Below are 26993 nucleotides of genomic sequence, written 5' to 3'. Positions count from 1 at the left end.
TTATTTTAATTTTTTGAGATCAAATTTCTTCCTTAATCAAATTCAATGCAGATCCTGCAACAAACCAACCAATCTGACCTTCATTATATGTATGATTGACTTCAATTTCATTTTTGGTTCCATCAGAATGATTTAACACAACTGTCAATGGAACACCGGGCTGAAAATCAGCCAAACCTACAATATCGATCGCATCATCCTCTTGGATTAAATCATAATCAGATGGATTGGCAAATGTCAAGGCCAACATTCCCTGTTTTTTGAGGTTAGTTTCATGAATACGGGCAAATGATTTAACCAAAATTGCCCTAACACCCAAGAACCTTGGTTCCATGGCAGCATGCTCTCTTGAAGATCCTTCTCCATAATTCTCATCTCCTACTACTATTGAGCCAATCCCATGCTTCTTGTAATGACGCTGTACGGCCGGAACCTCACCATGTTCTCCGGTAAGTTGATTTTTAACTTTGTTTGTCTCTAGGTTGAAAGCATTGACTGCACCTATAAGCATGTTGTTAGATATATTGTCTAAATGACCTCTAAATCTAAGCCAAGGTCCGGCCATGGAAATGTGGTCAGTGGTACATTTTCCTTTCGCTTTGATCAAAAGCTTTAAACCTTTCAGGTCAGTTCCTTCCCATGCTTTGAATGGTTCGAGCAACTGTAATCTTTCAGATTTTGGATCTACAAGGACACTTACTTTTGAACCGTCTTTTGCAGGAGCTTGATAACCTGCATCCTCTACCGCAAAACCTTTGGTAGGTAATTCAAGTCCGCTTGGCTCTTCCAATTTGACTGAATTTCCTTCTTCATTGACGAGTGAATCTGTCATTGGATTGAAAGTCAAGTCACCTGCAATGGCCAATGCAGTTACTATTTCAGGAGAAGCTACAAATGAATGTGTATTTGGGTTGCCATCCGCTCTCTTAGCAAAATTTCTGTTAAAAGAGGTTATAATGGAGTTTTTTTCTTGCTTCTCAGCACCATGTCTTGCCCACTGACCGATACATGGCCCACAAGCATTAGCCAAAACTACTCCACCCATATTTTCAAATATACCTAGGAATCCATCTCTCTCAACTGTAAATCTAACCTGTTCCGAACCCGGAGTTATGGTGTACTCAGATTTGGCTTTTAGTTTTTTATCTACTGCTTGTTGGGCTAATGAAGCTGCTCTAGAAATATCCTCATAAGAGGAATTGGTACATGAACCAATCAAACCAACCTCTAATTTGGAAGGCCATCCATTTTCTCTTACAGCTGCCGCAAATTTTGAAATTGGCCAAGCCAAATCCGGAGTAAATGGTCCATTGACATGAGGCTCAAGTTCAGAAAGGTTAATTTCAATCACTTGATCAAAATATTTCTCAGGATTGGCATACACCTCTTGGTCGCCTGTTAAGTGAGCCTTAATGGTATTTGCCATATCAGCAATATCGCCTCTTTCGGTACCTCTCAAATATGCTTCTGATTTTTCATCATAACCAAAAATTGAAGTCGTAGCACCGATTTCAGCTCCCATGTTACAGATTGTGCCTTTTCCTGTTGCGGATAGGGACCTTGCACCATCTCCAAAATATTCTACGACAGCACCTGTTCCACCTTTAACTGTAAGAATGCCCGCTACCTTAAGGATAACATCTTTGGCTGAAGTCCAGCCTGAAAGTCTTCCGGTCAATTTAACTCCAATCAGTTTTGGAAACTTCAGCTCCCAAGGCAATCCGGCCATGACATCGCAGGCATCTGCACCACCTACCCCTATTGCGATCATCCCAAGACCACCTGCATTCGGAGTATGTGAATCAGTTCCGATCATCATTCCACCGGGAAAGGCATAATTTTCCAAAACCACTTGGTGTATAATTCCTGCACCGGGTTTCCAAAATCCTATACCATATTTATTTGAAACAGATGAAAGGAAATCATAAACCTCTTTATTTTTGTCGTTTGCCTTTTTCAAATCTGCCAAAGCCCCAATTTCTGCTTGGATCAGGTGGTCGCAATGCACGGTTGAAGGTACCGCCACCTTGTATCTTCCGGCCTGCATAAATTGCAAAAGTGCCATTTGAGCAGTAGCATCCTGCATGGCTACCCTATCAGGGTTGAAATCAACGTATGACACACCCCTTTCAAAAGGCGAATTTGCTTCGCCTAAAGTCAAGTGTGCATATAATATTTTTTCGGTCAAGGTCAGTGGTTTTCCTACTGCTATCCTGGCAGCTTCTATCCTTGAAGGAAATTTGGAGTAGACCGCCTTGATCATTTCTATATCAAATGCCATTGGGAATTGTATTTAAATGTTGAAAAGGTTATTTGAATCGTTCGCAAAGATAAAAAAACAGGGCAAAATTGGAAGTGTTTTCATGTAAGCTGTTCTTTTTATTTAGCCAAAAAATTTCAAAACACTAGGTACCCACTGAATAAGTTTTTGGTCTGTCTCCTATCCAAGCGTTACTACACTTACGGCTGTAAACTTTGTTCGTTGTGGAGTTTTTAAGTTTTTGCCAAAATCCCTTTCCCGTTTATCAAATTTTTAATATTAATTCTATCTTAAAATGAGAATAAATTAAAGAATGGGGTTTTTAAATTTAATTTTAAAAATACCTTTTTGGTATTTGGATAAATGTATTTTATCAAAAAATTGCCAAACATTTCTAACTATATATCTTTTCCTGAAATAATAATTCTTAAATTAGGTTTTGAAAATTCCTGTCCTTTGGTTCTAAAAATGTTTACATTTCTAGTAAAATCAAATCCAAATAATTTTGGAATTAAATATTTTTTCTGTAACCCTCCTGTTTTCGGGAATCATTGTAGCAGCAATTTCAACTGTAATCATTTACAGATTGGGGGATTCTGTGAGGTGGTTTGCATTTACCATGCTATTTGTGTCCATTTGGGCGCTCGCATATGGTTTTGAATTATCAAGCAAAAACCTCGAAACCATGCTTTTTTGGATAAAAATCGAATATATAGGGATCGCTTTGGCTCCGGGGGCTTGGCTTTGGTTTTGCCTGAAATATACCGGATTGGAGAGGTATACCCACACAAAGTTTGCACTATTGGTTTTTGGAATACCGGTAATTACCTACTTCATGGTCTTTACCAATTCTTTTCATCATTTACACTACAGGAATGTAATGGTAGATAATTCTGGCCCTTTTCCATTGTTAGCTATACAGCCGGGACCATGGTATTTCATACATCTTTCCTTTTTTTATATCTCTCTTTTTTTTGGAATAATTATTCTGCTGTACAAATTCAAAAATGCAGATCCGGTTTTCAAGAAACAAAACAACCTTTTACTCTTGGCCGGTCTGTTCCCATGGGCTTTCAATATTTTTTATCTGCTTGGATTTAGGCCTTTCGGCCACATTGACCTTACACCTTATGCCTTTTTGATCATGTATATTTTTGTCGGGATAGGCCTGATCAGATTTGATCTTTTCAGTATAAAACCGATTGCAAGGGACAAGGTTTTTGAAGTAATCAGCAAAGGAATACTTGTATTAGATCCTAATTCCCGAATCATAGATTTCAATCCCTTCATGACAAAAATTCTTGAGCGTCCCGTTTCAAATTTTATTGGAAAAAGGCTTGAAGATATTTTTGGAAAAGATTCTCAATTTGAAATCCAGCTGAACGAGCAAAAAAAGATCAGCATAGAATCTTCTTTGAGTTTAACTTCCGGGCAAAAAGACCTTTCCGTAGAATATGTGCCTATAAACGATAAAAAAGGAAATTCATTGGGAATGATGATTATTTTTGAGGACATCACCCAAAAAAAATCAATCCAAAACCAAATAAAAAACCAAGCTGAAGAACTCAAAAATCTAAATTCGCTTAAAGACAAACTTTTCACAATCATCTCTCACGACTTAAAAGGTCCGATTTTCGGAATCAGAGAATTGATCAAACTTTCTTTTGAAGGTGTCATCAGTCAAAAGGAATTTTTAGACATCCTGCCCGAAATCAATAAAAACATGGACTCAGTTTCCATTCTTTTGGAAAACTTGCTTGCATGGACAAGCAGTCAATTGAAAGGGGAATTTTTGGATAAAAGGACTTTTGAACTTGATAAATTAGTAGACCAACAGGTTTCTCTTTTTGAGAAAAAGACCCAAGAAAAGGGGATTACACTTTCACTTCAGAAATATGGTAACCTTCAGGTATATGCTGATAAAAACATGATTGATTTGGCTATTAGAAATCTTATCAGTAATGCCATAAAATTTTCAGGCAAAGGTGATTTGTTGACTGTTTTTCTAAAAGAAAATGAGGATAATGTCACAGTAAAAATCAAAGACACAGGACTTGGTATTTCAGAAGAAAATCTGGAAAAACTTAGAAACCGTGAATCGTTTACTACGATCGGAAAGGACAAAGAATCAGGAACAGGCCTTGGAATGCTTTTGGTGCATGATTATGTCATAAAAAACGGAGGGGAATTAAAAATTCAAAGCCAACATGGAAAAGGAAGTGAATTCAGCTTCAGCCTACCCAAAAATGAAAATTCATAGATTTTTCAAAAACGCCATGGTGTCAATCCCATCGGCATATTCATCCAAAGCAGGACATTGGGCTTTGCCAAACGGTAGACTACCTTGAAACCAACCGTTGTTGGACACAATGCATTGAATTTTGTCATTTACAGAAAAAATCAACTCATTGAGATCATTTTGACTCTCATAAACTTCATAAAAAAGAACCGAAATAGGAGAAACAAGTCCTTTGCTTTCTTGAAGTATTAGAAATCCATTATCTAGGTGCATTTCTCTGTTAACCAGCAAAATGGACTTGTTATACTCATAATTATGAAAGTATTTATGGTTGCTTGCAACTTCTCTAAAATCCTCAATTGAATCCAAGAATGAGATAAGAATTTCCCGGTTGGGAACAAAGATTTTGGAAACATTCCTACATCCCAAGCCATAATATTGGAAGACATCTTTGGCCAATTCAAGAAATTCCTCCTTTGTCTCACTTCCATCCAAGATTCCTACAGATATCCTGTTTTTTCTGATGATATTGGGATATTTTCCAAAGTAATAATCAAAATATCTAGCAGAATTATCACTACCTGTGGCGATGTAAGCATCTTTATTCTTAAGCATTTCTTCCACAAGAATAAATTGTCCAAATCTTGGTTCAATTGAAATTAGCTTATTAATTAACCAATTGATCAGTATTTGATCCGAAGAACTTGTTTTGACATTTGCACGATGTCCGCTTAAAAGGACACACATCATGTCATGAAACCCAACTGCAGGTATATTTCCAGCCATAAGAATTCCTACAGATTTGGGATTTCTTACTTCAGACAGGTCATATTTAAAAAGCCAATCCGCTAATTTTTCTTTATTTAGAAAAAGCAAAAGAGCGTCAAGCGAATTTTTTACCTGCTCAGGAGTAAACCAATTGTTGTTGTTTTCTACCCTTCTGTATAAATCGGATAATTCCTCTGATGAAATTTTTTCGATAAAATCTCCCAGCCTTGCAAATGCGTCAATTCTCTCCTCGAGGGTCATTGTTTTTGGTAATTTTGGCAAAGATATCCAATTCAATATAAAAATGATTTTTGCTGTGTTGAAAATAAATTACTTAGCATAACAACTTTTTATTGCAGGATTGGTTATTTGATTGTTAATTTTGGGCAACAAAAAATAAGGATTATGGCTATAATGATAACCGATGAATGCATCAATTGCGGTGCATGCGAACCAGAATGTCCTAATACTGCCATTTACGAGGGTGGAATTGAATGGACTTGGGCAGGCGGTACCAAGTTAAAGGAAGTCACACTTTCCGATGGGACTGTAGTAGATGCCAATGAAAAGCAAGAACCCGTATCAGATGAGTTTTACTATATAGTCACTGAAAAATGTACAGAATGCACAGGATTTCATGAAGAACCTCAATGTGCTGCAGTTTGCCCGGTAGATTGTTGTGTAGACGATCCGGATCACAGAGAATCAGAGGAAGATCTGATGTCTAAAAAACTTTTCATGCATGGTGAATAAAAGAGGGAGATTCCCTCTTTTTTTGTTCAAGAAATACTCAAAGTTTATCAACTTCCCGGAAGAAATATTCAAATAAATCGCTACAACTTTTCATTACTGGGCGGCCAAAGCCATCTTGATAATCCCTGGCAATTTAATTTCGAAGCAAAGAATCACCTGAAACTGCCTAAATAATCAGATAATGGTCGGGTTCTGTTAAAAAAATCTAGATAATCCCTTGAATATGATTTTTGAATTGATTTAACTTGTCCTCAAAATAACAGCTTAATCAAACAAAAACTTTGGCAAGTGGAAGATCACAGAGGAAATGACAGAGAAGAAATCTTCTCAAAAAGAGTAAAAGCAGGTAAGAGAACTTACTTTTTTGATGTAAAGTCAACAAAGTCAAACGACTATTACCTTACGATTACTGAAAGTAAAAGAAGAATGCAGGGTGATAACTTTGTTTTTGAAAAGCATAAAATTTTTCTCTACAAAGAAGATTTCGGGAAGTTCATTGAAGCTTTGCAAAATGCCGTAGACCATGTCAAGCATGATTTGATGCCTGAGGTTGATTTCTCACAATATGATGTCGAGGAATCCGAAACCGAATTAGATGACGAGTTAAAGTGGGAATAGTCCCAACTTTTTTATAAAAAGGAAAAAGAATCAGCTGTAGCGGGATTTTAAAGTCGTTTGCATTATTCCATAATTGCAGATGCCCTAGTGGTTGTTTCTTTTTCCTATATTTCGTCTACATATGAAAAAACCTGTTTTTATCCTTTTATTTTTTATAGCTATTTTAGGCATTGTTGGCTGGTATTTTTCAAACATCACATTCTATTTTATTTTTGCATTGGTGTTAGCAGCCATTCTTCGGCCTTTGACCAATAGGATTAATTCATTCCATGTCATTGGACAGCATACTCCCAGGTGGCTTGCAATTTTATTGTCATTTGGGATGGTCCTGACATTGATTTTTCTGATAAGCTTACTTTTCATTCCCTTGATAAGTGCCCAAATAAAAGTCATTTCATCCTACGACCTTGATTACCTATATGAACAAATCCAAAATCCTGTTGGAAAAGTTGAGGATTTATTGATCAAATATGAAATTGTAAAAAGTGATCCGGGATTTTTGATTTTGCAGGTGCGGGAGACACTGATTTCAAGTTTTGGATCAATTAATTATCAAGGGATAGTCAATACCATTGTCAATACCACAAGTTCATTTTTGGTAGGAATCATGGCGGTAGGTTTCATTTCTTTTTTCCTATTGCTAGAAAATGGACTTTTGAGAAGGAATATCATGGATTTGATTCCCAATCCTTATTTTGAATTATCTGTTTCCACCTTCAATAAGGTTGAAAGATTGCTTTCCAATTACCTTGTAGCGCTTTTGATACAGATCACCTGCATTTTTTCCCTTGCAGCAATTGGGCTTACATTGATGGAAATTGATTACGCATTGACTATTGCTATGTTTGCTGCTGTGGCCAATTTGATTCCATATGCAGGACCGATCTTGGGTGCCACATTTGGGGTAATCGTCGGACTTTCGACTGGAAGTTTTGAAAATTCAAACGAGATTACCTTTATGGTTGTTAAAATTCTTTCCGTATTTGGAGTTGTTCAATTAACAGATAACATCATTTTGCAGCCATTGATTTTCTCCAAATCTGTAAAAGCACATCCGCTTGAAATTTTTGTGATTATCTTTGCCGGTGCGAAAATCTCCGGTATCCTTGGGATGATCTTTGCAATACCGGTTTATACCATATTCAGGGTATCTGTATTGGAATTTTATAGAGGTTACCGAGAATACCGAATCTTTAAAATGTAAAAAAAATATTAATGGCTTTACAATGTGGCATCGTTGGCTTACCCAACGTTGGAAAATCAACCTTATTCAATGCACTTTCTTCTGCTAAAGCTGAAGCTGCTAATTTTCCTTTTTGTACAATAGAACCCAATGTCGGGGTAGTGACTGTTCCTGATGCAAGATTGACCATTTTGGAAAAACTTGTCAAACCAAATCGTGTCGTTCCCACAGTCATCGAGTTTGTGGACATCGCAGGCTTGGTTAAAGGCGCAAGTAAAGGAGAAGGCTTGGGCAATAAATTCCTGGCCAATATCAGAGAAGTGGATGCTGTCATCCATGTAATCAGATGCTTTGATGACGAGAACATTGTCCATGTGGCAGGTGGTGTGGATCCGGAATTTGACAAGGAAGTAATTGACACTGAATTGCAGCTCAAGGATTTGGAATCAATAGATAAAAAAATAGCAAGGATTGAAAAAATAGCAAAATCCGGAGATGCAAGGGCAAGAAAAGACCTTGAAGTCCTCCAAACATTCAAATCTGAACTCGAAGCCGGAAAAAATGCAAGAGCGGTTTCAATTGACAAAGAAGAATTCGAAGCTGTAAGAGACCTTCATCTTTTGACCATCAAGCCTGTACTCTATGTTGCCAACGTCGATGAAAAAAGCCTCCTGACAGGCAACAAATATGTAGATCAACTGAGAGAGAAAGTGAAAGAAGAGCATGCTGATGTCATCATTCTTTGTGCCGCCATTGAGTCCCAAATCGCTGAATTGGATGATGCAGAAGAAAAATCAATGTTCTTGGGAGAATATGGTTTAGACGAAAGCGGTTTAAACAAATTGATCTCAGGAGCGTACAAATTACTTGACCTGATCACCTATTTTACTGCAGGTGTCCAAGAAGTCCGGGCATGGACCATCAAAAAAGGATGGAAAGCCCCTCAAGCTGCGGGTGTAATCCATACTGATTTTGAAAGAGGATTTATAAAAGCTGAAGTAATCAAACTTTCGGACTACGAAATGTATAAATCAGAAGCAGGATGCAGGGAAAATGGAAAAATATCGATTGAGGGCAAAGAATATGTAGTTCAGGACGGGGATATCATGCATTTTAGATTCAATGTATAACAAAATTTGTAAAATTAATTTGTACTTTTGCAAGAACCGTGATTAGTGTGAATATCAAATAAAAGCAAAATTTAAATTATTGTTTCATTTCTATTTTTATTAAAACCGTGAGAATAAGATTAATATTTTCGTTAAAAAACAAAGGGGCTTACTTACCCTTTCACCATCAGTACATCTTGGCCCAATTCCTGAAGGGATTGATTGTCAAAGGTGGAAGGGAGGAGTTTTTTAACTACAATTACTTCAATTTCTCTGGTCTAAAAGGTCAGACCAAAGTTAGTCGAAGCGGACTTCACTACTACTCGAGCTTAGTCACTCTAGTGCTTTCATCACCCAATGAAGAATTTATGGACTATTTGCTGGAGCAGGTATTCGAAACTCCTAAAATTGAGTTAGGAAACCTAATCCTTTCCCCTGAGTACACTGAACAGGAAACAGAACCAACATTAGAGGTATCAAACAAATTTGTTTGTATTTCTCCTTTGGTATTGTTGACTCCTGCTTTCAATGATGAATCAGGGAAAAGATTTATCAACCCGGATACAGATGAATTTTCTGATCTGTTGTATGAATCTACCCTTACTAGGATGGAAAGATCAGGATGGTACAACCAAGAACAAATGGAATCTTTTTACAAATTCCAAGTTGTACCTGACATGAATTATGTTAATAAGCTGAGAGAGCAGCAAAAGAAATTTGCCAGAATCTACTCCGTTTACGACATGGATGTGAAATATGAGGTACGAGGGTATACACTTCCCTTTACTTTGTATGCCGCTCCAGAGGTACAAGACTTCGTGTTTAAGTGCGGCTTGGGTGCTTTCACCCACAAAGGATTTGGTATGCTAGACCTTGCAAACCACGCTCCTAACCAACGTGCTGAACCATATAAGTTCAAAAGAGAAGGTTTCATCCCTTACAAAGCCCAAGACAGACCTAAGTCCGGGGAAATGGAAGAAGGACAAGAGGAACTTTAAAATAACAAAAAACCGGTCTCAAGCCGGTTTTTTTGTTTTATCCATCTGATAATTTCTTTTAAATTCCTTTTCAATCTTTTTCAAATCTGACTGTATTCATCAAGAAGGAGCCCCAAATATCCACACCGGTTTCTGTTTTAAAAACGAAATACACATCATCCCTACCAGTCATTGGCTCTAATTCCAAGCTGTAATCAAACCATTTGTTTCTATTGTCCCTTGGTCGGTTTGCCTCACTTATAACAGGGGTTTTTCCGATGATTCTTCCTTCCTGACCTCCTACCCTTACTTCCAACCAACCTGTTTTCTGGTTAGGATCGATAGAAAAAACCAATTTTTTAACATCTGAAAGGTCAATACCAGAAAATCCTATGTAAGATTGATGTTCAGTGAATTTGACCATTTTCGAATCCTGTAAATTTACCTTTGCGGTCCCTTCAAAAAAATCAGCTTCAGCTGCCAAGAACAAAGGGTTTTTGAGCACTATCTGCTCCCTTCTTAAAATTGGAGAAATCCCATTTGAACCATTATCCTGATAGCTCACTGTCAATAAATACGTCCCGTTTTGATTCGTTTTGGAATGTTGGTCTAGTTTTAAACTACCCTGAGCCGCAATTCGGTTTTTGGGACTTGATTGCTTATTTGGAGATAGGGAAAGCACATAATCTACCATCGCTTCAATGTCTCCTTTTGGAACATGGGAGTGGCTTGGCATTTGGCGCTCACCCCATACTCCACCCCCACCATTTGTGATTTTTTGAATCAAGTAATTTTTCCCTTCCTGATCACTTTCATATTTGACCGCCACCGAAACATAACTTGGTCCTATGGATGGGTTATCGATACCATGACAGGCGTTGCAGCCACTCTTTACGGTAAGGTTTTGTCCCATCAAAGTAGCTGAAGGTAATTCTATTTGATGCCCTTCTGCGGCCTCAACCCTATCGAAACCATTTTCTAAATAATCCCAAGTTACCAAGATCTTTTCCTCTTGGATTTCACCATCCTCTTTATCCATAACCATTACTTGGTAATCAATCGATGGATTTCCCCAATAAAACGATTGGTTATGGTCCATTTTTACCGAAATTAGAGGAGGATCATTGCCAACTGTTACTTCCAATTGATAAGTATCAGTTTTGCCATCACCATCACGGACAGTTAAAATCGGCTTGAATATCCCTGTTTTTTCAAAGGTAAATGATGGATTTGGGTCACGGGACTGCACTTTGCCTGTTCCTTCAAAATCCCATTCATATACCAACAAACTATCCTCCTTATCAAAATCCATGCTTCCTTCACTCGAGAATTGAACGGTAAAGGGCGCTGCACCTTGGTTTTTTTCAACAGAAGCTTTCGCTATAGGTTTTCTGTTTCCGGCACTGAATTCTATTTTGTACAATCCTGAATCATCGTTTTGAGCAGACCAATACGTGCCATATTCAAGCACATAAAGTGCACCATCAGGCCCAAACTGCATGTCCACCGGCTTATCAAAAACTACACTGGGAAGAAATCTTTCCATGGAATCCAAATCGGAATTCTCATCCATTGTGACAGTAAAGATCCAATTCCGCATCCAATCATAAATAAACAATTTGCCATGGTAGTATTTTGGAAATTTCACTTCAGTTTTTGGAAACATATCGTGGTAATAAACCGGTCCTGACATGGCATTGCGTCCTCCTGAACCCAATTGGGGAAAATCCTCAGAATCAGCATAGGGATACCAGATAAATGCCGGTTGGGCAGGTGGAAGTTGCTTGACTCCGGTATTGTTTGGAGAATTGTTGACTGGTGCATTGGGATCATATTCAAAAATGCTTTCCTGTTTTTCAAAATCATAATACCAATAAGGCTTATTGTTGGCAATCAGATAAGGCCATCCAAAGAAGCCTGCTTTCTTGGCTTGATTAACTTCATCGTATCCTCTTGGCCCCCTTCGAAGGCTATCATTAGATGCATCAGGTCCAACTTCTCCCCAATACAAATTCCCGTTTTTTTGATCTACCGAGATTCTGAATGGGTTTCTATTTCCTTTGACATAAATCTCTGGACGGGTATCCGGAGTTCCAACGGGAAAAAGATTGCCTTCGGGAATGGTGTAAGTACCGTCAGGTTGAGGTGTGATTCTCAAAATACCTCCACGCAGGTCATTGCTATTGCCAGAACTTCTCTGCGCATCCACATTTTCAGGTCTTCCTTTTCGTTCATCAATGGGATTGTAATTGTCAGATTCAAAAGGGGTGGTATCATCTCCTAGAGAAAGAAAAAGATTTCCTTTACTATCAAATTCAAGGGATCCACCGCTATGGCAACAACCTCTATAATGCGGGATCTCCAACATGATTTTTTCTGAAGCTATATCAATCATGTCATTTACAAGCGTAAATCTCGACAGGCGGTTGATACTGATTGAACCTGAAGGCGAATAATAAAGGTAGATCCACTGATTTTTATCAAATCCAGGATCTTTGGCCAAACCTAACAATCCATCCTCGCTTTCATAAAAAACATCAAGAAAGCCTATTTCTTTGGTGCCGCCATTTGATGGCTCATACATTTTTACTTTGCCTTTTCTTTCAATGAAAATTACCCTGCCATCACTGAGAACTTCCAATTCCATGGGTTCATCTAGTTTTTCCACCAAGGGGACTTTGGTAAAACGGCTGTCTTCAGGTTTTTCGGTGACAAATTTTTCCTCTTCAATTTGGCAGGAGGCAAAAACAGTAACCATCGCTGAAAAAAGAATAATGGACAAAAATGATTTCATGGGCCTTATGGGTTTGAGATAAGACCAAGATATAGAAAATAAGGTTTAAACAAATAAAAAAATCCCCTAGAGGCTAGGGGATTTAACAAATGGATTTTGGAGTAATTAAAATTTAAATGATAGGCCGAGCATCAATTGTTGGTATCTGAAATCACCATCTCCTGTAAAGACATTATCAATGTTTACGGTTTGCCCGTTGAGCACTCTCTCATACCTGAGATCCAATCCGACATTCCCAAGATTGAGTCCGATTCCAAATTGATACCCTGCATTGAATTTGTCAAATTCGAAGTCCCGCAATTCGTCTTCTATGTAGTAATGGAAAGATGGTCCTGCAAATACCGAAACCAGAGGCCCGAGAAGATTGATTCCTACCAAAACCGGAGCATCAAGTCGTTGGGTTTGCAATTGGACCGAATTGATTTCTGATTTTAAATTGGTATAATTGAGTTCCGGTCTGAGAAAAACAGGTCCTGCATTTACCTTCCCGAATAATCCCAAATGGTAACCAAGGTTATTTTTTGGAGATCCCCAAATCGCCTCAGCATCCTTAAAATACTGTCCGTTTGAATTGTAATTTAATCCTCCTTTGATTCCAAACCCTCCACCGGTTTGAGAATACCCTGAATGGAAAAATACCATCAGGACAAACATGAGTACGCTGGTTTTCAATGTAGTTTTCATAATAGTTGGTTTATGTGAATTGAAATATATTTTCAGCAAATGATGTCATGGTTGACGCATATCTGACAAATCTTTTTTGAGCAATTGTTAATCTTTGCAAACACATTCATCTGATTTGCTGTTAGTAAACGTATATCTTCCGGATTCTTGTATAATTTGAATGTCAATAAGATGTCCGTCATTCAATTGCCTTCATAGACAGCAACCGAATCCCAAGTATGCCAATTATCTAAAATCATGCCCCATTCAAATTCAATAGTCAAAACAGTCAATAAGATCATGGCCTTTTCAAAAAAAATCCTTTATCTGGTATTAATACCTACTTTCAGTCTTTTGGTGTTTTCCTGCTCACAGGCAGAAAATGGAAAACAAAAAAGTGAAAATTCCGATGCTCCTGAAGAAATTTATGATGGACCAACAGCTTTGGCCACTTTTGCGGGTGGATGCTTTTGGTGTATAGAAGCTCCTTTTGAGGGAGTTGACGGTATTGTATCTGTGGTTTCCGGCTATGCCGGTGGCAAAGAAAAAAACCCAACCTATTCGGATGTATCAGGAGGAAAAACAACCCACAGAGAATCTGTACAAGTCACATTTAACCCTGATATCATCAGTTATTCGGAGATATTGGAAATTTTCTGGCAGCAATTTGACCCTACGGACGAGGGCGGTTCCTTTTATGACAGGGGATTTCAATATACTTCTGCAGTATTTTACCATGACAAAATTCAAAAAGCGGCTGCAGAAGCTTCCCTTCAAAAGCTTTCCCAATCAGGTAAATTTGACAAACCCATCGTAACTCCTTTGATCAAGTTTACTAACTTTTATCCGGCGGAAGATTACCATCAGGATTATTATAAGAAGAATCCGACCGAGTATTATGCTTACAGAACAGGTTCGGGAAGGGATGCATTTATTGCAAAACATTGGCCAGTAAAATTGGAAGACAAATACAAAAAACCTTCTGATTCAGAACTGAAAAAAAGACTCACAGAACTTCAATACCAAGTCACCATGCACGAAGAAACTGAGCGGGCTTTTACCAACGATTACAATGAAAACAAAGAAGAAGGAATCTATGTCTGCATTGTTTCGGGAGTTCCTTTGTTCAGTTCTTCGGATAAATATGAGTCCTTTTCAGGTTGGCCGAGTTTCACCAAACCGATCGATGCCCGCGTCATCGGCAAACCGACCGATACCGCTTACGGAATGATGCGTGTGGAAGTGAGGAGCAAACTCGGTGATTCCCATCTTGGGCACGTATTCAATGACGGACCCGAACCTACCAAACTTCGGTATTGCATGAATTCAGCCGCCATGAAATTCATCCCAAAAAAGGACATGGAAAAAGAAGGTTATAAAGATTGGCTTTGGGTGGTCGATTAAAAATATGCTGCACAAAGTTGAGTCAAGCCCAAAAAAATCATCGATTGATAACCAAATCCTTGACGGAGTCAAATGTCTTATGCTGCGACTGGGTGGGATTTGCCTACCCTGCACCTGGCCCAAGGCTAAAACGATCCTAAGGGATCATTTCCAAACGCCTTGTCCTACCCTTCTATCCCTACCAATTTGCAATTAGACTATTCAACCAAACACCATAGCGAAAGGTAATTCTTGGTAAAATGAATTACAAATTCATATAATAGAAAAGGGTAGTTACAAACTACCCTTAGCGGTTACGCCATCCTACTCCCAGATGGGGATTCCCTAACTGGTAAGCGAATTAATGTCTACTTAAATTGTCTATAAAATACTCCAAAAATAATGATGTTCTATGTTTCACATCTGAAGCTAAGTTGGTTGAGTTTGCCCTTAGAAATTCTTCAACACGAGTTACATCCTGTCTTTGAAGCTGATTGTTCTCGAATTTAAACAACAATTCAACCAATTGTATTCCCAGTTTCTCCTCTGCCAGCAATTTGTCTTCGGAAAATTGATCGCATGAGGATAATGAAAATTTTGCAAACTCAACAAAAATATCCCTGCAAGATGGATCTGATTGGAAAGCCAGTGCTATAAAGCATATTGCTCGTCTTGTTCTCATTCTTCTTTCATCAATTGAATCATCATATTCAGACCTTCCGTTCTCATAGAGAGTTAATAAAATCTTCTCTTTTTCTTCATTGACTGCGCTTTCATTTTCTAAATATTGTTTGGCTGAATTTTTCAGGATTTCATTAATTTTTTGAGACTCATATGTCTCAATCGGGTTTAGTTCATGCAACATTAGCAGAGAAATAAAAAATTGTGTTGCTTCATCTAAGGTGGAAACCTTCTGAGAGAATGCCGCATTCACATGAAAAATCAAAAGTATGATTAGTGTGTATTTCATCGTTTGTTGGTTTCTCTATAATTAAATATTCCGTCAGCTATTTGATTTCCTGCCCACCCTTGAAGTAGTCAAACCTCTGATGCTTCGACTGGATGGAATTTGCCTACCCTTAGAGATTAAGCCACTCTACTCCCAGAATGGGACAATCATCGGCACAAATAGGGAAAATTCTCACAGAAGCCTGGAAACCGATCACAAAAAGAAGGGTAATATTCGCAAAAGGGCTCTTTAGTAAATAGGTGCAGCAGCGCTAAAAATGCCAACATAATAGTTCCTCCTGCAGTTCTAATTTTTTCGATCTTTATACCTTCTCTTTTATCTTCTGGTTTGACCTTTTTTAGAACATCCTTAGCCAAAAAGTAAACTCCCACTAACATAATAATTCCAATTATCTTGTTCATAACCTTTAGTCTTTTTAGATTGATCTACCGCGAATTTGACGCCAGAATTGAGTTTTTTTTATTTGGGCATCAAGAATATAGTGGGCTCGTCTAGGCCAGATTTAAGTATCATTCTTTCGACCCCAACTAGGTGTAGTTTAATGCCTGATGCTGCGACTGGTATGAATTTGTAATTCAACCCTTCTATCCCTACCAATTTGCAATTGGACTAATCTACCAACCAAGCAAACGAAAGGTAATTCTTGGTAAAATGAATTGCAAATTCTACTAAATAAAAAGGTATAGGCAGAGTCTACACCTAGAGATCACCTTTCTATGCTCAGGGATTAATGATTTTTGGCTTTGGATGATGTAAAAATAAATGCCAAAACAAATTGTTGTTTAATTGAAGCATTTATGAGAAATTGGTTTTCAGATTTATAGTTTAAATTGCACAATTTCTGTAATTGTTTAAAGCATCTAAAAACCAACCAACATGAACAAATTCGTAAAAATCGGCATTTTTGCCCTCATCATTATCCTTGCAGGAGTATTCTATTGGAGGTATTACTTTGTGTTCAGTGAAGGTGTCAAAGGCGGCACGCTCAATTATTTTGAGAAAAAAGGATACGTCTTCAAAACCTGGGAAGGCCGTATCGTTCAGGAAGGTTTCCAAAGTCCTACTGCCGGTGCCCTTCAAAGCAACGAGTTTAGATTCAGTGTTCAGAATGAAGCTCTTGTTGAGCAGCTTGAGCGTGCAGGTGGAAAATTTGTAGAATTGCGTTATAAGGAATACCTCAATTCATTACCTTGGAGAGGCGCAAGCGAAGTTGTAGTCTATGAAATCATCGAAATAGGCGGAAGGGGCGAGGTCAATACCGAGTTGCCCATGAATAAAAACTGACCTGAGAATCTAAATTTTCCAAAAAAATCAAATAAAAAACTCCAACAGAAATGAACCTGTTGGAGTTTTTATTTTTCTACATTCTGACTATTTAGTCCAATAATCCACTACCAATACTTTGTCCAAATGTGGCCCCAATACTGCACCAAAAGCCTTATGGTCAGGATGTGGAAGGTAAATGTCTCTGTCTGCTTCAGAGGCAAAAGTTAGAAAAAAGCAATGCGTAAAGCCTTGATCCAATCCTTCAGGACTGTTATTGGTTCCCCATTCGATTGACTTGATGACATCAATCTTTGATGGAAGTGCGGTGAAGGCATCTACCACTTTCTGAATATCCTCCTCAGCGGTACCATCTTTGAACTTAAATAAAACAACATGTCGCAGTGCTTTGTCCATAGTCACTATTTCTTTTTCGATTACTTTTTCAATAATTTTCTCTTCTTTTTGGGGAGCTTGGCAAGCTGCAAACAACAGAAGCGAAAAAGCCAAAATCATTAAGTTTCTCATGGTTGAAGGTTTTTGGTTATGGTGGCAATTTGAAAAATAAAGATGAATGGTTTCGACCGTTTATCCAATTTTCTTATTGGATTCAAAATATTTTCAGAACTTAAAAATGACATTAAAACTCCCTGACCATTTATTTGTATCAGGCAAGAAATTAAGAACAATGAGAAAACTCCAAAAACAACCAAACATCTTATTTATACTTCTCCTCTTCATAGTAATAAACCAAAATTCTTTTTCACAACAACTCAGCATAAAAAATCTGCACGGGGAAGTCGAAGTATTTCGGGACAGTAGCGGGATCAACCATATTTTTGCCAAAAACGAGCATGACCTTTTTTTCACCCAAGGCTACATGGCTGCCAAGTACCGCTTATTCCAATTTGAAATCTGGAGAAGGCAGGCCACGGGAACCATGGCAGAAATCTTCGGGGAAAAAGAATTGGATCGGGATAAAGGAGTCAGGCTTTTCAAATTTCGAGGAGATAAAAAATCCGAATTGGCCCATTACCATCCAAGGGGTGAATTGATCATTGATTCCTTTGTGGAAGGAGTCAACGCCTACATTGCAGAAGCCCTCCAATCGCCGGAAAACCTTCCTTTCGAATTCAGGCTTTTGGGCATTTTGCCTGAATTATGGACTTGGGAAGTAGTCATTTCCCGCCATCAAGGACTGCTCGAAAACGTCAGGGATGAACTGAATTTTAGCAGGATAGTAAGTCTAATCGGCGCTGAAAAAACAAAAGAAATCCACTATTTCCACCCCAATGAACCCATTTTGGATCTTGACAAGTCTATCCCGAAGGAATTACTGTTCAAGGATATTCTTGCTCCCTACAATGCTTTTCGCAAAAGCCTGACCTATTATCCTGAATACATCATCCCGGAAGCCCGAAACAATCCCGAAAAATTCATGACCCAATTACTGGAATATGAAACAGATATTCAGGAAACCCTCGAGACTGAGAAATTCTCCATAGGAAGCAACAATTGGGTAGTCAGTGGCAAATTAACTGAAAGTGGTTATCCCATCATGGCAAATGACCCCCATAGACTGATCGCAGTTCCTTCTCTTAGGTATATGGTTCACCTTCATGCGCCCGGTTGGGATGTGGTGGGCGCCGGAGAACCTGTGATTCCCGGAGTATCGATAGGTCATAACCAATTTGGAGCTTGGGGTCTGACGATTTTCGAAACAGATAACGAGGACATGCGCATCTATGACATTCATCCCGAAAACCCGCAACTATATTTCCATAAAGGAAAATGGCATGAGATGGAAGTAATTACCGACACTATCAAAGTAAAAGGGAAATCCGATGCTGTTGTGAAACATTTCTATACTATCCATGGTCCGGTGACATTCGTAGATCAGTATCTGAAAAAAGCAGTTGCAGTACAGTGTGCATGGCTTGAAAAGGGCGGCGCACCCTATTTGGCAAGCCTGAGAATGGACCAATCGACTACTTGGGAGGAGTTTCGGGATGCTTGTACTTACAACCACATTCCCGCCGAAAATATGATTTGGGCAGACAGGGAAGGGAATATCGGTTGGCAGGCAACAGGAATCTCACCTATCAGAAATGGTTTTTCAGGTCTGGTTGTGACGTTGGGAGATGGCAGTAAGGAATGGGACGGCTACTTACCCATTTCGGAGAGACCACATGATTATAACCCTGAAAATGGTTTTATAGCCACCGCCAATGAAAACGTAACTCCGGCGGACTATCCACACAAAAATGCCCTAGGTTATGAATGGTCTGACTCGTTTCGCGGTGACCGGGTCAGAGAAGTTCTCGGAAAAGGAACCAATTTTTCTGTTGAAGAAATGGGAAAGCTTCAAAATGACTACCTGTCGCTTCCTGCAAGAACCTTGGTCCCCTACTTAAAGGATCTTGTTTTCGAGAAAAATGAAGCTGGGAAATTGAGGGGTATGCTATTAGATTGGGATTATAAGTTGGAAAAGAACTCTATTCCCGCAGGAATTTATGTCATGTGGGAAAGAAAAATCAGAGAAAAAATAAAGGAAATATCAGTTCCCAAAGAGGTGATGGATTTGGTGGGCAGTATACAGATGACCCGTGTGATAAGTTGGATAGAGCATCCTGACCACTTATTTTCAAGGAATGCTGCTATTGAAAGGGATAAGTTTCTCGTAAATTGCTTTGAGTTGGCAATTCAGGAACTCGAGTCAAAACTTGGAAAAAACAGTAACAACTGGCAATACGGTCAGACTTCCTACAAACACGCCTACATCACTCATCCTTTGAGCCCGGCCTTGTCGGATGAATGGAAGGAAAAATTGGATGCAGGTCCGGTGGCGAGAGGAGGCTACAGTTTTACCCCCGGTGCAAATGCCTATGGAGACAAAAATACTTCAGGTGCTTCATTCAGGATTGTAGTCGATACCGGCGATTGGGAAAAAACCATTGGCATCAATACTCCCGGACAATCTGGGAATCCAAATAGTCCATTTTATAGAAATCTATTTCCTATTTGGGCGGCAGACGAATTTGTCAACATACCATTCGACTATGAAAGAGTCAAAAAAAACGCAATGGAGCGAATCTACTTAAAACCAATAAACCCATGAAAATCCGACATATTTTTATTAGCTGCCTGCTTGCCTTATCAGGTGTCTTTTCATGCAATCAAAAAGAGGTTGAAATCCTTGTTTTTCCATATGACAGCCACATTGAACTCCAATGGCCAAAAATTGAGGGAGCAAATTCTTATTTGATTTTTGCCAGAACCGAAGGAAGCGAATTTGCACAAAGGGCAGAAACTTCAGACACATTGCTGATGGATTTTTGGATGAATAAGGAAGATGGAAGAAAGCCAATAGACTATAAAATTGAAGCAGTCACCAACAAAGGGAAGAAGGAAATCGCACAGATTACCACCCAAACCCGTGAAATGAATGAGGAAGAATTATTGGACATGGTTCAATTTTACACCTTTAGGTATTTTTACTATGGTGCAGAACCCACTTCCGGTATGGCGCCTGAAAGGATTCATATCGATGGCGAATACCCTGAAAATGATGCCCATATTGTCACCACAGGTGGAACAGGATTTGGGATTTTTGGATTGATAGCAGGAATTGAAAGAGGTTGGATAAGCAAAGAACAGGGACTTGCACACTTTGAAAAAATGGCTACTTTTTTGGAAAAAGCTGACCGATACCACGGTATATGGGCACATTGGATCGATGGCCAAACAGGCAAAACCAAACCTTTTTCCCCAAAAGACGATGGCGCAGACTTGGTGGAATCCGCATTCCTGATGCAGGGACTCCTAGCGGTAAGGGAATATTACCGAAACGGGAGTGACGACGAGAAAGCATTATCACAAAGAATCAACAAACTTTGGGAAGAGATGCAATGGAATTTTCATACCAAAAACGGGGAAAACAAATTGTATTGGCATTGGTCCCCCAACTTTGGATGGGAAATGAATTTCCCCTTGGAAGGATACAATGAATGTCTGATTACCTATGTCCTGGCGGCCGCTTCACCAACTTTTACTATCGACCCTACCGCATACCATGAAGGATGGGCACGGTCCGGAAGTATCAAAAACCCGGTAGAAGCTTTTGGATTGCCTTTACAGCTTAGACACAATTATGCCGAAAAAATGGGAGGTCCTTTGTTTTGGGCCCATTACTCTTACATGGGCTTGGATCCAAGGGGATTGAATGATGAGTATGCCGATTATTGGGAGGAAAACCAAAACCAAACCCTGATCAATCGGGCATGGTGTATTGCAAATCCGGGAAACTTTAAGGGATATGGAGAAGACCTTTGGGGATTGACTGCCTCCTACTCCATCAATGGCTATAATGCCCACCATCCGGGAAATGATACAGGGGTTATTTCTCCGACTGCGGCACTTTCTTCCATTCCTTATTCCTATGAAGAATCTATGAAAGTCTTGAAAAACCTATATTTCAACTACGGTGACAAGGTTTTTGGAAGATATGGTTTCTATGATGCCATGAGTCTGGAACATGAATTTTTCCCAAAAAGATATCTTGCAATTGACCAAGGACCAATAGTGGGCATGATCGAAAATTACCGCACAGGCTTGGGTTGGAAGCTCTTCATGCAGGCTCCCGAAATCTCCTCAGGCTTGGAAAAACTCGGATTCTCAGTCAACAAAAATGGATGGGAAGAGCAATGACAGATTGAAGGAAAAAAAAATCCATCGGTCAGTTGCCTGCCGATGGACTTTAACACCATTCAACCCAATCAATATTTTAAACGATTTCGTAAGGCCATCTGATAATTCCTCCGGCCATATTATAAGTGTGTTCAAATCCCATTTCACTCATGATTTCACAAGCCTGTCCGCTCCTGTTTCCACTTCGGCAGTAGATATAATACTTTTTATCCTTGGGAAGATTTTGGATTTGGGACATAAAGTTTGGACTCATCATGTCAATGTTCCTTGCGCTTTTCAATTTTCCGGAGTGAAACTCTCCTGCTGTCCTTACATCAAGGATAACAGCATCTTTGGCAGTCATACCTTTTTGGAAATCTTCACAAAATAGGTCTGTATATTTTTTTGGTTTAGTTCTAAAGAAATCAAACATGTTTTTTTCGTTTTATTATGATTACAAAGTTATGGTCAGAAATATTGCCAAACCGTAACCAAAATCACATAGGATTCTTTGCTTCTGTTCGATTCTCTACCGGTTTTGGGAGCTTACCGGTCAGTTGGAGGATGGAAAGTCTGATCAACAATGCCCAAGGAATGGCATGGTATACAAAATCAAACCAATCTAAAGCAGCCATCCCTTTGGCACCACCTGCTATCCATTTGATCTGTCCCCATATATGTGGCTCAGGGACAAAAGGGGCCAAACCCAAAGTCAGGCTGAGGATAATGACAAATCGCCAATTATTGAGGGTTGCTTTCATGTTGCTTTTTCTTTATAAATGGGTAAGTGATCTGTTGGAAGAAAGTCTTGGGAAATTCTTCCATTCCTTCAAAACCCAGTGGTTCATCTTTGCCTTCATGGGGAATATAATTGGTACCAAAAAGGTAATCCCATACACTGAGGGTGATGCCGTAATTGACTCCGTAAGGCCTGTCTTTTGGCAAAACTTTCACATGATGCCATAAATGCATGATGGGATTATTCAGAATATATTTCAGAGGACCATACGTGATTCTTAGGTTGGCATGGTTCAAATGGCCAATGGCTGTGGTGAAAATATGCACGATAAAAAAATCCTCTAATCCAAACCCAATCATGGCCAGAGGGATATACTGGGCAGATTTGTAAAGGATGGTTTCCATCCAATGGAATCTCAAATGTGCCGCAAAACCCATTTCTTCTACAGAGTGATGGACTTTATGGAACTCCCAAAGGATCGGAACCCTATGCAACACCCTGTGGACATTCCATTGAATAAAATCCGCAACCAAGAATAACAGCAAAAATTGGGACCATCTTGGCCAGGTTTCAATATGTAAGGCCACCATATTTTCAATCCCGAATAATCCCAAGAAGTCATTGAATGCTTCTACCGCAACATTGGAAATGGCATTGTAGGCGATCAGGGAGAATAGGAAATAGTTGAAAAACATATAAAAACCGTCCAGCCAAAAATCCTTTCTGAATACTGATTGATTTTCCCTCCAGGGACGAAAAATCTCCAATAACCAAACCCCAACAGATAGTCCTAGCAGCCACCAAAAGTAATTGTGCCAAGAAGGGTAAAACATTTCGCTGATGAGGTAATTCCAATAACCATAGTAAGAATCCCCGATGATTTTGATGTATTTCTCCAATTCCATATTCCAGCTTTTTTCATTTAAAAGAAAAAGGACAATCCACATGATTGCCCTCTTTCGATACTCCCATAAACCACAACTAATTATCTTTGTTTTCAGCTTGGGGGGATTTTCACCTTTTTCCCAAGCTTACTTTTTTTTGACCAACTTAGAATTCCAATTAACTTATTCGGAAATAATAAAAGCCAATTTCCAATTACCCAAAACTCAGAGTCTGAAATATTAACTGTTTTATTATTACAATTCAAAAGTAATCACAAGCACCACAAAAAAATGTGACGAATGTTACATTTATTCATGATTTTAATCCGAAAAAGTACCTTTTATTACTGAACTCATGAAAATTTTTGGAGTTATTTGGGCAAAAACTAAAAATGAACAATATTTTCTGGAATGATAAATTTTTACAATCTCCTAATTTATACGGAGAACATCCCAATGAGTTTGTAAAATCAAATATCGCTTCTATCGTACCTGGCAAAATCCTTTTTCCGGGTGAAGGAGAAGGCAGGAATGCCCTGTATGCGTCTTCATTGGGTTGGAGGGTAACGGCAATTGACCAAAGTGAGATCGGAAAAAAACACTGTCTGCAAAAAGCTGATAAACTCGGACTTAAGATCGATTACTATGTATGTGATGCCTTGGTCTATATGCTCGAACCGGAATCTTTTGATGTTGTGGCCTTGGTGTATTTTCACCTTCCAGAAGAGATTTTGGCTGAAGTTTATTCCAAATTTGAAAAAGCCCTGAAAGTTGCCGGTACATTGATCATTGAAGGTTTTGGGAAAAACCAGCTCCAATACCAATCAGGTGGTCCAAAAAATCTTGACATGCTTTATGAACTTTCAAGTTTAAAATCAATTTTTAAAAACCTAAAATGGGAAATCGAATTTGACGGGATAATCCAACTGAATGAAGGTATCGGCCACGTCGGTGAGGCACATGTTATCAGATTGGTAGGGAAAAAAATCAAATTATAAACTGATGAATATCAGCTTTTTGTTTTTTAAATTCTCTTAAATTGAGACCAAATAAAAAACCTGAAAGTACAAAATGTTTTACCTAGACCAGGAATAGCCATGAAAATCCTTGTTCCCACCGACTTTTCAGATAATGCAAACAATGCGCTCGAATTTGCGAAGAAAATTGCTTTGAAAGAGAAGGCTTCGATCATGCTGATGTTTGCCTTTTATGCTGTTTATGATTTTGCTGCTCAGGCGACCGAAATAGTAGGGCAGATAGAAGCTGATGCAAGAAAAGCCCTAAAAAAATCCTCCGAATTAGGTCGAAAAGAAGGAATTGAATTTGATTATAGAATTGTCCAGGGAACTGTGGCATCTACTGTAACTGCCTTGGCGTATAGGGATGATTTCGACCTTATTGTAATGGGAACCCAAGGAGCAAGCGGAATAAAAAAGGCTCTTATAGGTTCAAATACAGGTCATGTTATCAAGGAAAGCAAGGTTCCTGTGTTGGCAGTCCCCCAGAATGCGAAATGGGAAAACTGGTCAAAATTCTCTATAGGTCTTGAGTTGGATAAAGAAGATGAAAAATTCTTCAATTTATTGTTCAACCTTACAGGTCACATGAACTTGCCTTACGAATTTTTTCATGTCAAGACTGAAAATAGTTTTGAAAAAGACCTTGGATTGATTGGACTTGAGGAGTTGTTAAAAGAAAAATTTGGGGGTAAAGAAATCAACTTTGTGGTGGAATCTGCTGCCGATGTCAATACAGGAATGGAATCTTACCTTAACAAAAACAAAGGCGCTATTTTGGTGATGTTTTACAAAAACAAATCTTTTTTTGAATACCTATTCAACAGAAGCACGAGTCTGGAGATGGCTTACCATACCCATGTGCCGCTTTTGGTGATCAAGTGAAAAAGGTGAATGGTTAAAGGTAATCGGTTTCTACCTCTTACCTTTTACTTCTTACCATTTTAACCAATAATCTTTATCCAAGAATTAAGCATCCACCCTCTCCTCAATCCACTTGACAATATCTCCCATGATTTCCTCCTTTTCATATTCATTGACCAATTCATGGAAAAGGCCTGGATATTTATTGAAGGATTTATCATGAGATGAGATTTTCCCAAAAAACTCCTCCGATCCTTTTGGATTGGTCAGCATGTCTCCTGTTCCGTGGAGCAACAAAACCGGAAGTTTGAATTCTTTCGATTTTTGATCAATTTCTTTCATCATCCTGAGCAGTTCATAGCCTGTCCTTGCTGGAATTGCCTCATGGTAATTCAACGGATCTTCATCATATTTTCTAACTTCTGCAGGATCGTGTGAAACTTTGCTGCTATCCAATTTCAAAACCTTCAACCTTGGAGCTAATTTACTGACCACCGAGGAAGCTGCTATAAGTAATTTGGAGACATCATCAGCAGGCTTCAAAGCAGCAGCACTTAGGACAATCCCTTTTGCATTGGGCTGGTATTTCAACACAAAGGCGGCAACCAATCCGCCACCCATACTGTGTCCAAAAATAAATGCAGGGACATTGGGAACGTAAGTTTTTACTTTACCAAACAAAGCATCGATGTCTTTGAGGTAATCCTCATGATCGGAAAAGTAGGCATCCGGCTTTGGAAGACAGGATTTGCCATGTCCCCTCCCATCGAAAGTAAAAACGGCAATATCTTTATCTGCAAACTTTTTGGCTAAATGGGCATACCTGGAAGAATGTTCCCCCAAACCATGAACAATCAGGACTGCTGCTTTGGGTAATTCCGGCATCCAAGCCTGTAGGTAAAGCTTCAAGCCATCATGTGTCGAATAACTTGTCTCCAGATGTTTCATTAAGGGATCCATTTGATGTCTTTGAAATTCGGTTTTCTCTTTTCCAAAAAGGCATTTCTTCCCTCTTTTGCTTCCTCTGTGCCGTAGGCCAACCTCGTCGCTTCCCCTGCAAAAACCTGTTGTCCGACCATACCGTCATCTGTCAGGTTCATCGCAAACTTCAACATTTTGATGGAAGTGGGAGATTTGGCTAATATTTCCTGCGCCCATTCAAAGGCGGTATCCTCCAATTCGGCATGTGGAATCACGGCATTGACCATTCCCATATCATAGGCATCCTGTGCAGAATAGTTTCTGCCGAGGAAAAATATCTCGCGGGCTTTCTTCTGTCCCACCATTTTGGCAAGATACGCCGAACCATATCCACCATCAAAACTCGTCACATCCGCATCGGTCTGCTTAAAAATAGCATGTTCTTTACTCGCCAAAGTCAGGTCACAGACCACATGTAGGCTATGTCCTCCTCCTACCGCCCAACCGGGGACTACGGCAATGACGACTTTTGGCATAAACCGGATCAAACGCTGAACTTCCAGGATATTCAGTCTGTGGTAGCCATCCTCCCCGACATAGCCCTGCTGACCACGGGCCCTTTGGTCACCACCAGAGCAAAAAGAGTAGATCCCGTCTTTTGGAGAAGGACCCTCCGCTGAAAGTAAAATCACACCTATCGAGGTATCCTCCTGAGCATCATAAAAAGCATCATAAAGTTCTTTGGTGGTTTTTGGGCGAAAAGCGTTCCTTACCTCAGGCCGGTTAAAAGCAATTCTTGCCACGCCATCACATTTTTTATAGGTTATGTCTTCGTATACCTTAGCGGTTTTCCAATTGATCTCCATGCTGTTTTTTGGTTTAATTATTTTACGCAAGATAACA

23 protein-coding genes are annotated in these 26993 nt (G+C 39.1%); 12 read left to right on the top strand and 11 right to left on the bottom strand.

All coding sequences use genetic code 11. The features are described 5' to 3' along the window. Positions 1–19: 19 nt before the first annotated feature. A complete protein-coding gene (locus NU887_RS02970; protein ID WP_258421863.1) occupies positions 20–2281 on the bottom strand; it encodes an aconitate hydratase in 2262 nt (753 codons plus the stop codon). Positions 2282–2765: 484 nt separating this feature from the next. Between NU887_RS02970 and NU887_RS02965 the strand changes: the two genes are divergently transcribed. Continuing rightward, the gene (locus NU887_RS02965) at positions 2766–4520 is read left to right on the top strand and encodes a sensor histidine kinase (RefSeq protein ID WP_258421862.1); all 1755 of its coding nucleotides are present in this window, start codon (positions 2766–2768) and stop codon (positions 4518–4520) included. On the opposite strand, the gene NU887_RS02960 is transcribed toward NU887_RS02965, so the two are convergent. Next, positions 4515–5528, bottom strand: coding sequence for an acyl-CoA reductase (locus NU887_RS02960; RefSeq protein ID WP_258421861.1), 1014 nt, complete (start codon positions 5526–5528; stop codon positions 4515–4517). The genes NU887_RS02965 and NU887_RS02960 overlap by 6 nt on opposite strands. Before the next feature lie 144 nt (positions 5529–5672). Between NU887_RS02960 and NU887_RS02955 the strand changes: the two genes are divergently transcribed. The 5 genes from NU887_RS02955 to cas6 all read left to right on the top strand — a co-directional run bounded on the left by NU887_RS02955 (position 5673) and on the right by cas6 (position 9928). Next, positions 5673–6020: a 4Fe-4S dicluster domain-containing protein gene (locus tag NU887_RS02955; protein WP_258421860.1), complete on the top strand. Its 348-nt coding sequence runs from the start codon at positions 5673–5675 to the stop codon at positions 6018–6020. A 288-nt stretch (positions 6021–6308) separates the two neighbouring features. Further along, positions 6309–6638, top strand: coding sequence for a DUF3276 family protein (locus NU887_RS02950; protein WP_258421859.1), 330 nt, complete (start codon positions 6309–6311; stop codon positions 6636–6638). Between the two features lie 121 nt (positions 6639–6759). Next, positions 6760–7842, top strand: coding sequence for an AI-2E family transporter (locus NU887_RS02945; protein WP_258421858.1), 1083 nt, complete (start codon positions 6760–6762; stop codon positions 7840–7842). Positions 7843–7853: 11 nt separating this feature from the next. Then, positions 7854–8951, top strand: a complete 1098-nt coding sequence (gene ychF, locus NU887_RS02940) for a redox-regulated ATPase YchF (RefSeq protein WP_258421857.1) — start codon at positions 7854–7856, stop codon at positions 8949–8951. Positions 8952–9058: 107 nt separating this feature from the next. Beyond that, positions 9059–9928 carry a CRISPR-associated endoribonuclease Cas6 gene (gene cas6 / locus NU887_RS02935; protein ID WP_113924433.1) on the top strand — a complete coding sequence of 290 codons (870 nt, stop codon included), beginning with the start codon at positions 9059–9061 and terminating at the stop codon, positions 9926–9928. 70 nt (positions 9929–9998) lie between these two features. Here the strand turns inward: cas6 and NU887_RS02930 are convergent, their stop codons facing one another. Both NU887_RS02930 and NU887_RS02925 read right to left on the bottom strand, forming a co-directional pair. Further along, a complete protein-coding gene (locus NU887_RS02930) occupies positions 9999–12701 on the bottom strand; it encodes a PQQ-dependent sugar dehydrogenase (RefSeq protein WP_258421856.1) in 2703 nt (900 codons plus the stop codon). Positions 12702–12806: 105 nt separating this feature from the next. Next, the gene (locus NU887_RS02925; protein ID WP_258421855.1) at positions 12807–13385 is read right to left on the bottom strand and encodes an outer membrane beta-barrel protein; all 579 of its coding nucleotides are present in this window, start codon (positions 13383–13385) and stop codon (positions 12807–12809) included. Positions 13386–13622: 237 nt separating this feature from the next. On the opposite strand from NU887_RS02925, the gene msrB reads away from it, so the two are divergent. Then, complete coding sequence (msrB, locus tag NU887_RS02920; protein ID WP_338080958.1) at positions 13623–14768, top strand: peptide-methionine (R)-S-oxide reductase MsrB; 1146 nt, start codon at positions 13623–13625, stop codon at positions 14766–14768. A gap of 340 nt (positions 14769–15108) precedes the next feature. On the opposite strand, the gene NU887_RS02915 is transcribed toward msrB, so the two are convergent. Beyond that, entirely contained in the window at positions 15109–15717 is a 609-nt protein-coding gene (locus NU887_RS02915) for a hypothetical protein (protein WP_258421854.1), read from the bottom strand. Between the two features lie 876 nt (positions 15718–16593). Here NU887_RS02915 and NU887_RS02910 point away from each other — a divergent pair. After that, positions 16594–17001: a hypothetical protein gene (locus NU887_RS02910; RefSeq protein WP_113924426.1), complete on the top strand. Its 408-nt coding sequence runs from the start codon at positions 16594–16596 to the stop codon at positions 16999–17001. Between the two features lie 87 nt (positions 17002–17088). Here NU887_RS02910 and NU887_RS02905 read toward each other — a convergent pair whose 3' ends face one another. Next, positions 17089–17508, bottom strand: a complete 420-nt coding sequence (locus NU887_RS02905) for a Dabb family protein (RefSeq protein WP_258421853.1) — start codon at positions 17506–17508, stop codon at positions 17089–17091. Between the two features lie 106 nt (positions 17509–17614). Here NU887_RS02905 and NU887_RS02900 point away from each other — a divergent pair, with 106 nt between their 5' ends. Together NU887_RS02900 and NU887_RS02895 are read left to right on the top strand one after the other, a co-directional pair. Beyond that, positions 17615–20098, top strand: coding sequence for a penicillin acylase family protein (locus NU887_RS02900; protein WP_258421852.1), 2484 nt, complete (start codon positions 17615–17617; stop codon positions 20096–20098). Further along, a complete protein-coding gene (locus NU887_RS02895) occupies positions 20095–21687 on the top strand; it encodes a glucoamylase family protein (protein ID WP_258421851.1) in 1593 nt (530 codons plus the stop codon). The genes NU887_RS02900 and NU887_RS02895 overlap by 4 nt, the downstream gene beginning before the upstream one ends. A gap of 76 nt (positions 21688–21763) precedes the next feature. On the opposite strand, the gene NU887_RS02890 is transcribed toward NU887_RS02895, so the two are convergent. The 3 genes from NU887_RS02890 to NU887_RS02880 all read right to left on the bottom strand — a co-directional run bounded on the left by NU887_RS02890 (position 21764) and on the right by NU887_RS02880 (position 23304). Further along, the gene (locus NU887_RS02890) at positions 21764–22099 is read right to left on the bottom strand and encodes a rhodanese-like domain-containing protein (RefSeq protein ID WP_258421850.1); all 336 of its coding nucleotides are present in this window, start codon (positions 22097–22099) and stop codon (positions 21764–21766) included. Positions 22100–22163: 64 nt separating this feature from the next. Continuing rightward, entirely contained in the window at positions 22164–22427 is a 264-nt protein-coding gene (locus NU887_RS02885; protein ID WP_258421849.1) for a hypothetical protein, read from the bottom strand. After that, a complete protein-coding gene (locus NU887_RS02880; RefSeq protein WP_258422045.1) occupies positions 22408–23304 on the bottom strand; it encodes a sterol desaturase family protein in 897 nt (298 codons plus the stop codon). The genes NU887_RS02885 and NU887_RS02880 overlap by 20 nt, the downstream gene beginning before the upstream one ends. Before the next feature lie 377 nt (positions 23305–23681). On the opposite strand from NU887_RS02880, the gene NU887_RS02875 reads away from it, so the two are divergent. Both NU887_RS02875 and NU887_RS02870 read left to right on the top strand, forming a co-directional pair. Then, positions 23682–24287, top strand: a complete 606-nt coding sequence (locus NU887_RS02875) for a class I SAM-dependent methyltransferase (protein WP_258421848.1) — start codon at positions 23682–23684, stop codon at positions 24285–24287. A gap of 99 nt (positions 24288–24386) precedes the next feature. After that, positions 24387–25190, top strand: coding sequence for a universal stress protein (locus tag NU887_RS02870; protein WP_258421847.1), 804 nt, complete (start codon positions 24387–24389; stop codon positions 25188–25190). Positions 25191–25274: 84 nt separating this feature from the next. Here NU887_RS02870 and NU887_RS02865 read toward each other — a convergent pair whose 3' ends face one another. Further along, positions 25275–26117: an alpha/beta hydrolase gene (locus tag NU887_RS02865; protein WP_258421846.1), complete on the bottom strand. Its 843-nt coding sequence runs from the start codon at positions 26115–26117 to the stop codon at positions 25275–25277. Then, positions 26117–26956 (bottom strand): 1,4-dihydroxy-2-naphthoyl-CoA synthase, encoded by an 840-nt coding sequence (locus tag NU887_RS02860; RefSeq protein ID WP_258421845.1) that lies wholly within the window; start codon positions 26954–26956, stop codon positions 26117–26119. Before NU887_RS02860 ends, NU887_RS02865 begins: the two co-directional genes overlap by 1 nt. Positions 26957–26993 lie beyond the last annotated feature (37 nt).

It is taken from the genome of Aquiflexum gelatinilyticum, assembly GCF_024741135.1.
Classification (GTDB): Bacteria; Bacteroidota; Bacteroidia; order Cytophagales; family Cyclobacteriaceae; genus Cognataquiflexum; species Cognataquiflexum gelatinilyticum.
This window is presented reverse-complemented; position numbering and strand designations above follow the sequence as displayed.

What these genes read in the sequence shown, in the direction of transcription:
- NU887_RS02970 (WP_258421863.1), bottom strand. Translation starts at nt 2,281, where the DNA reads ATGGCATTTGATATAGAAATGATCAAGGCGGTCTACTCCAAATTTCCT.
- NU887_RS02960 (WP_258421861.1), bottom strand. Translation starts at nt 5,528, where the DNA reads ATGACCCTCGAGGAGAGAATTGACGCATTTGCAAGGCTGGGAGATTTT.
- NU887_RS02955 (WP_258421860.1), top strand. Translation starts at nt 5,673, where the DNA reads ATGGCTATAATGATAACCGATGAATGCATCAATTGCGGTGCATGCGAA.
- NU887_RS02945 (WP_258421858.1), top strand. Translation starts at nt 6,760, where the DNA reads ATGAAAAAACCTGTTTTTATCCTTTTATTTTTTATAGCTATTTTAGGC.
- ychF (WP_258421857.1), top strand. Translation starts at nt 7,854, where the DNA reads ATGGCTTTACAATGTGGCATCGTTGGCTTACCCAACGTTGGAAAATCA.
- NU887_RS02930 (WP_258421856.1), bottom strand. Translation starts at nt 12,701, where the DNA reads ATGAAATCATTTTTGTCCATTATTCTTTTTTCAGCGATGGTTACTGTT.
- NU887_RS02925 (WP_258421855.1), bottom strand. Translation starts at nt 13,385, where the DNA reads ATGAAAACTACATTGAAAACCAGCGTACTCATGTTTGTCCTGATGGTA.
- msrB (WP_338080958.1), top strand. Translation starts at nt 13,623, where the DNA reads ATGCCCCATTCAAATTCAATAGTCAAAACAGTCAATAAGATCATGGCC.
- NU887_RS02915 (WP_258421854.1), bottom strand. Translation starts at nt 15,717, where the DNA reads ATGAAATACACACTAATCATACTTTTGATTTTTCATGTGAATGCGGCA.
- NU887_RS02910 (WP_113924426.1), top strand. Translation starts at nt 16,594, where the DNA reads ATGAACAAATTCGTAAAAATCGGCATTTTTGCCCTCATCATTATCCTT.
- NU887_RS02905 (WP_258421853.1), bottom strand. Translation starts at nt 17,508, where the DNA reads ATGAGAAACTTAATGATTTTGGCTTTTTCGCTTCTGTTGTTTGCAGCT.
- NU887_RS02900 (WP_258421852.1), top strand. Translation starts at nt 17,615, where the DNA reads ATGACATTAAAACTCCCTGACCATTTATTTGTATCAGGCAAGAAATTA.
- NU887_RS02895 (WP_258421851.1), top strand. Translation starts at nt 20,095, where the DNA reads ATGAAAATCCGACATATTTTTATTAGCTGCCTGCTTGCCTTATCAGGT.
- NU887_RS02890 (WP_258421850.1), bottom strand. Translation starts at nt 22,099, where the DNA reads ATGTTTGATTTCTTTAGAACTAAACCAAAAAAATATACAGACCTATTT.
- NU887_RS02885 (WP_258421849.1), bottom strand. Translation starts at nt 22,427, where the DNA reads ATGAAAGCAACCCTCAATAATTGGCGATTTGTCATTATCCTCAGCCTG.
- NU887_RS02875 (WP_258421848.1), top strand. Translation starts at nt 23,682, where the DNA reads ATGAACAATATTTTCTGGAATGATAAATTTTTACAATCTCCTAATTTA.
- NU887_RS02870 (WP_258421847.1), top strand. Translation starts at nt 24,387, where the DNA reads ATGAAAATCCTTGTTCCCACCGACTTTTCAGATAATGCAAACAATGCG.
- NU887_RS02865 (WP_258421846.1), bottom strand. Translation starts at nt 26,117, where the DNA reads ATGAAACATCTGGAGACAAGTTATTCGACACATGATGGCTTGAAGCTT.
- NU887_RS02860 (WP_258421845.1), bottom strand. Translation starts at nt 26,956, where the DNA reads ATGGAGATCAATTGGAAAACCGCTAAGGTATACGAAGACATAACCTAT.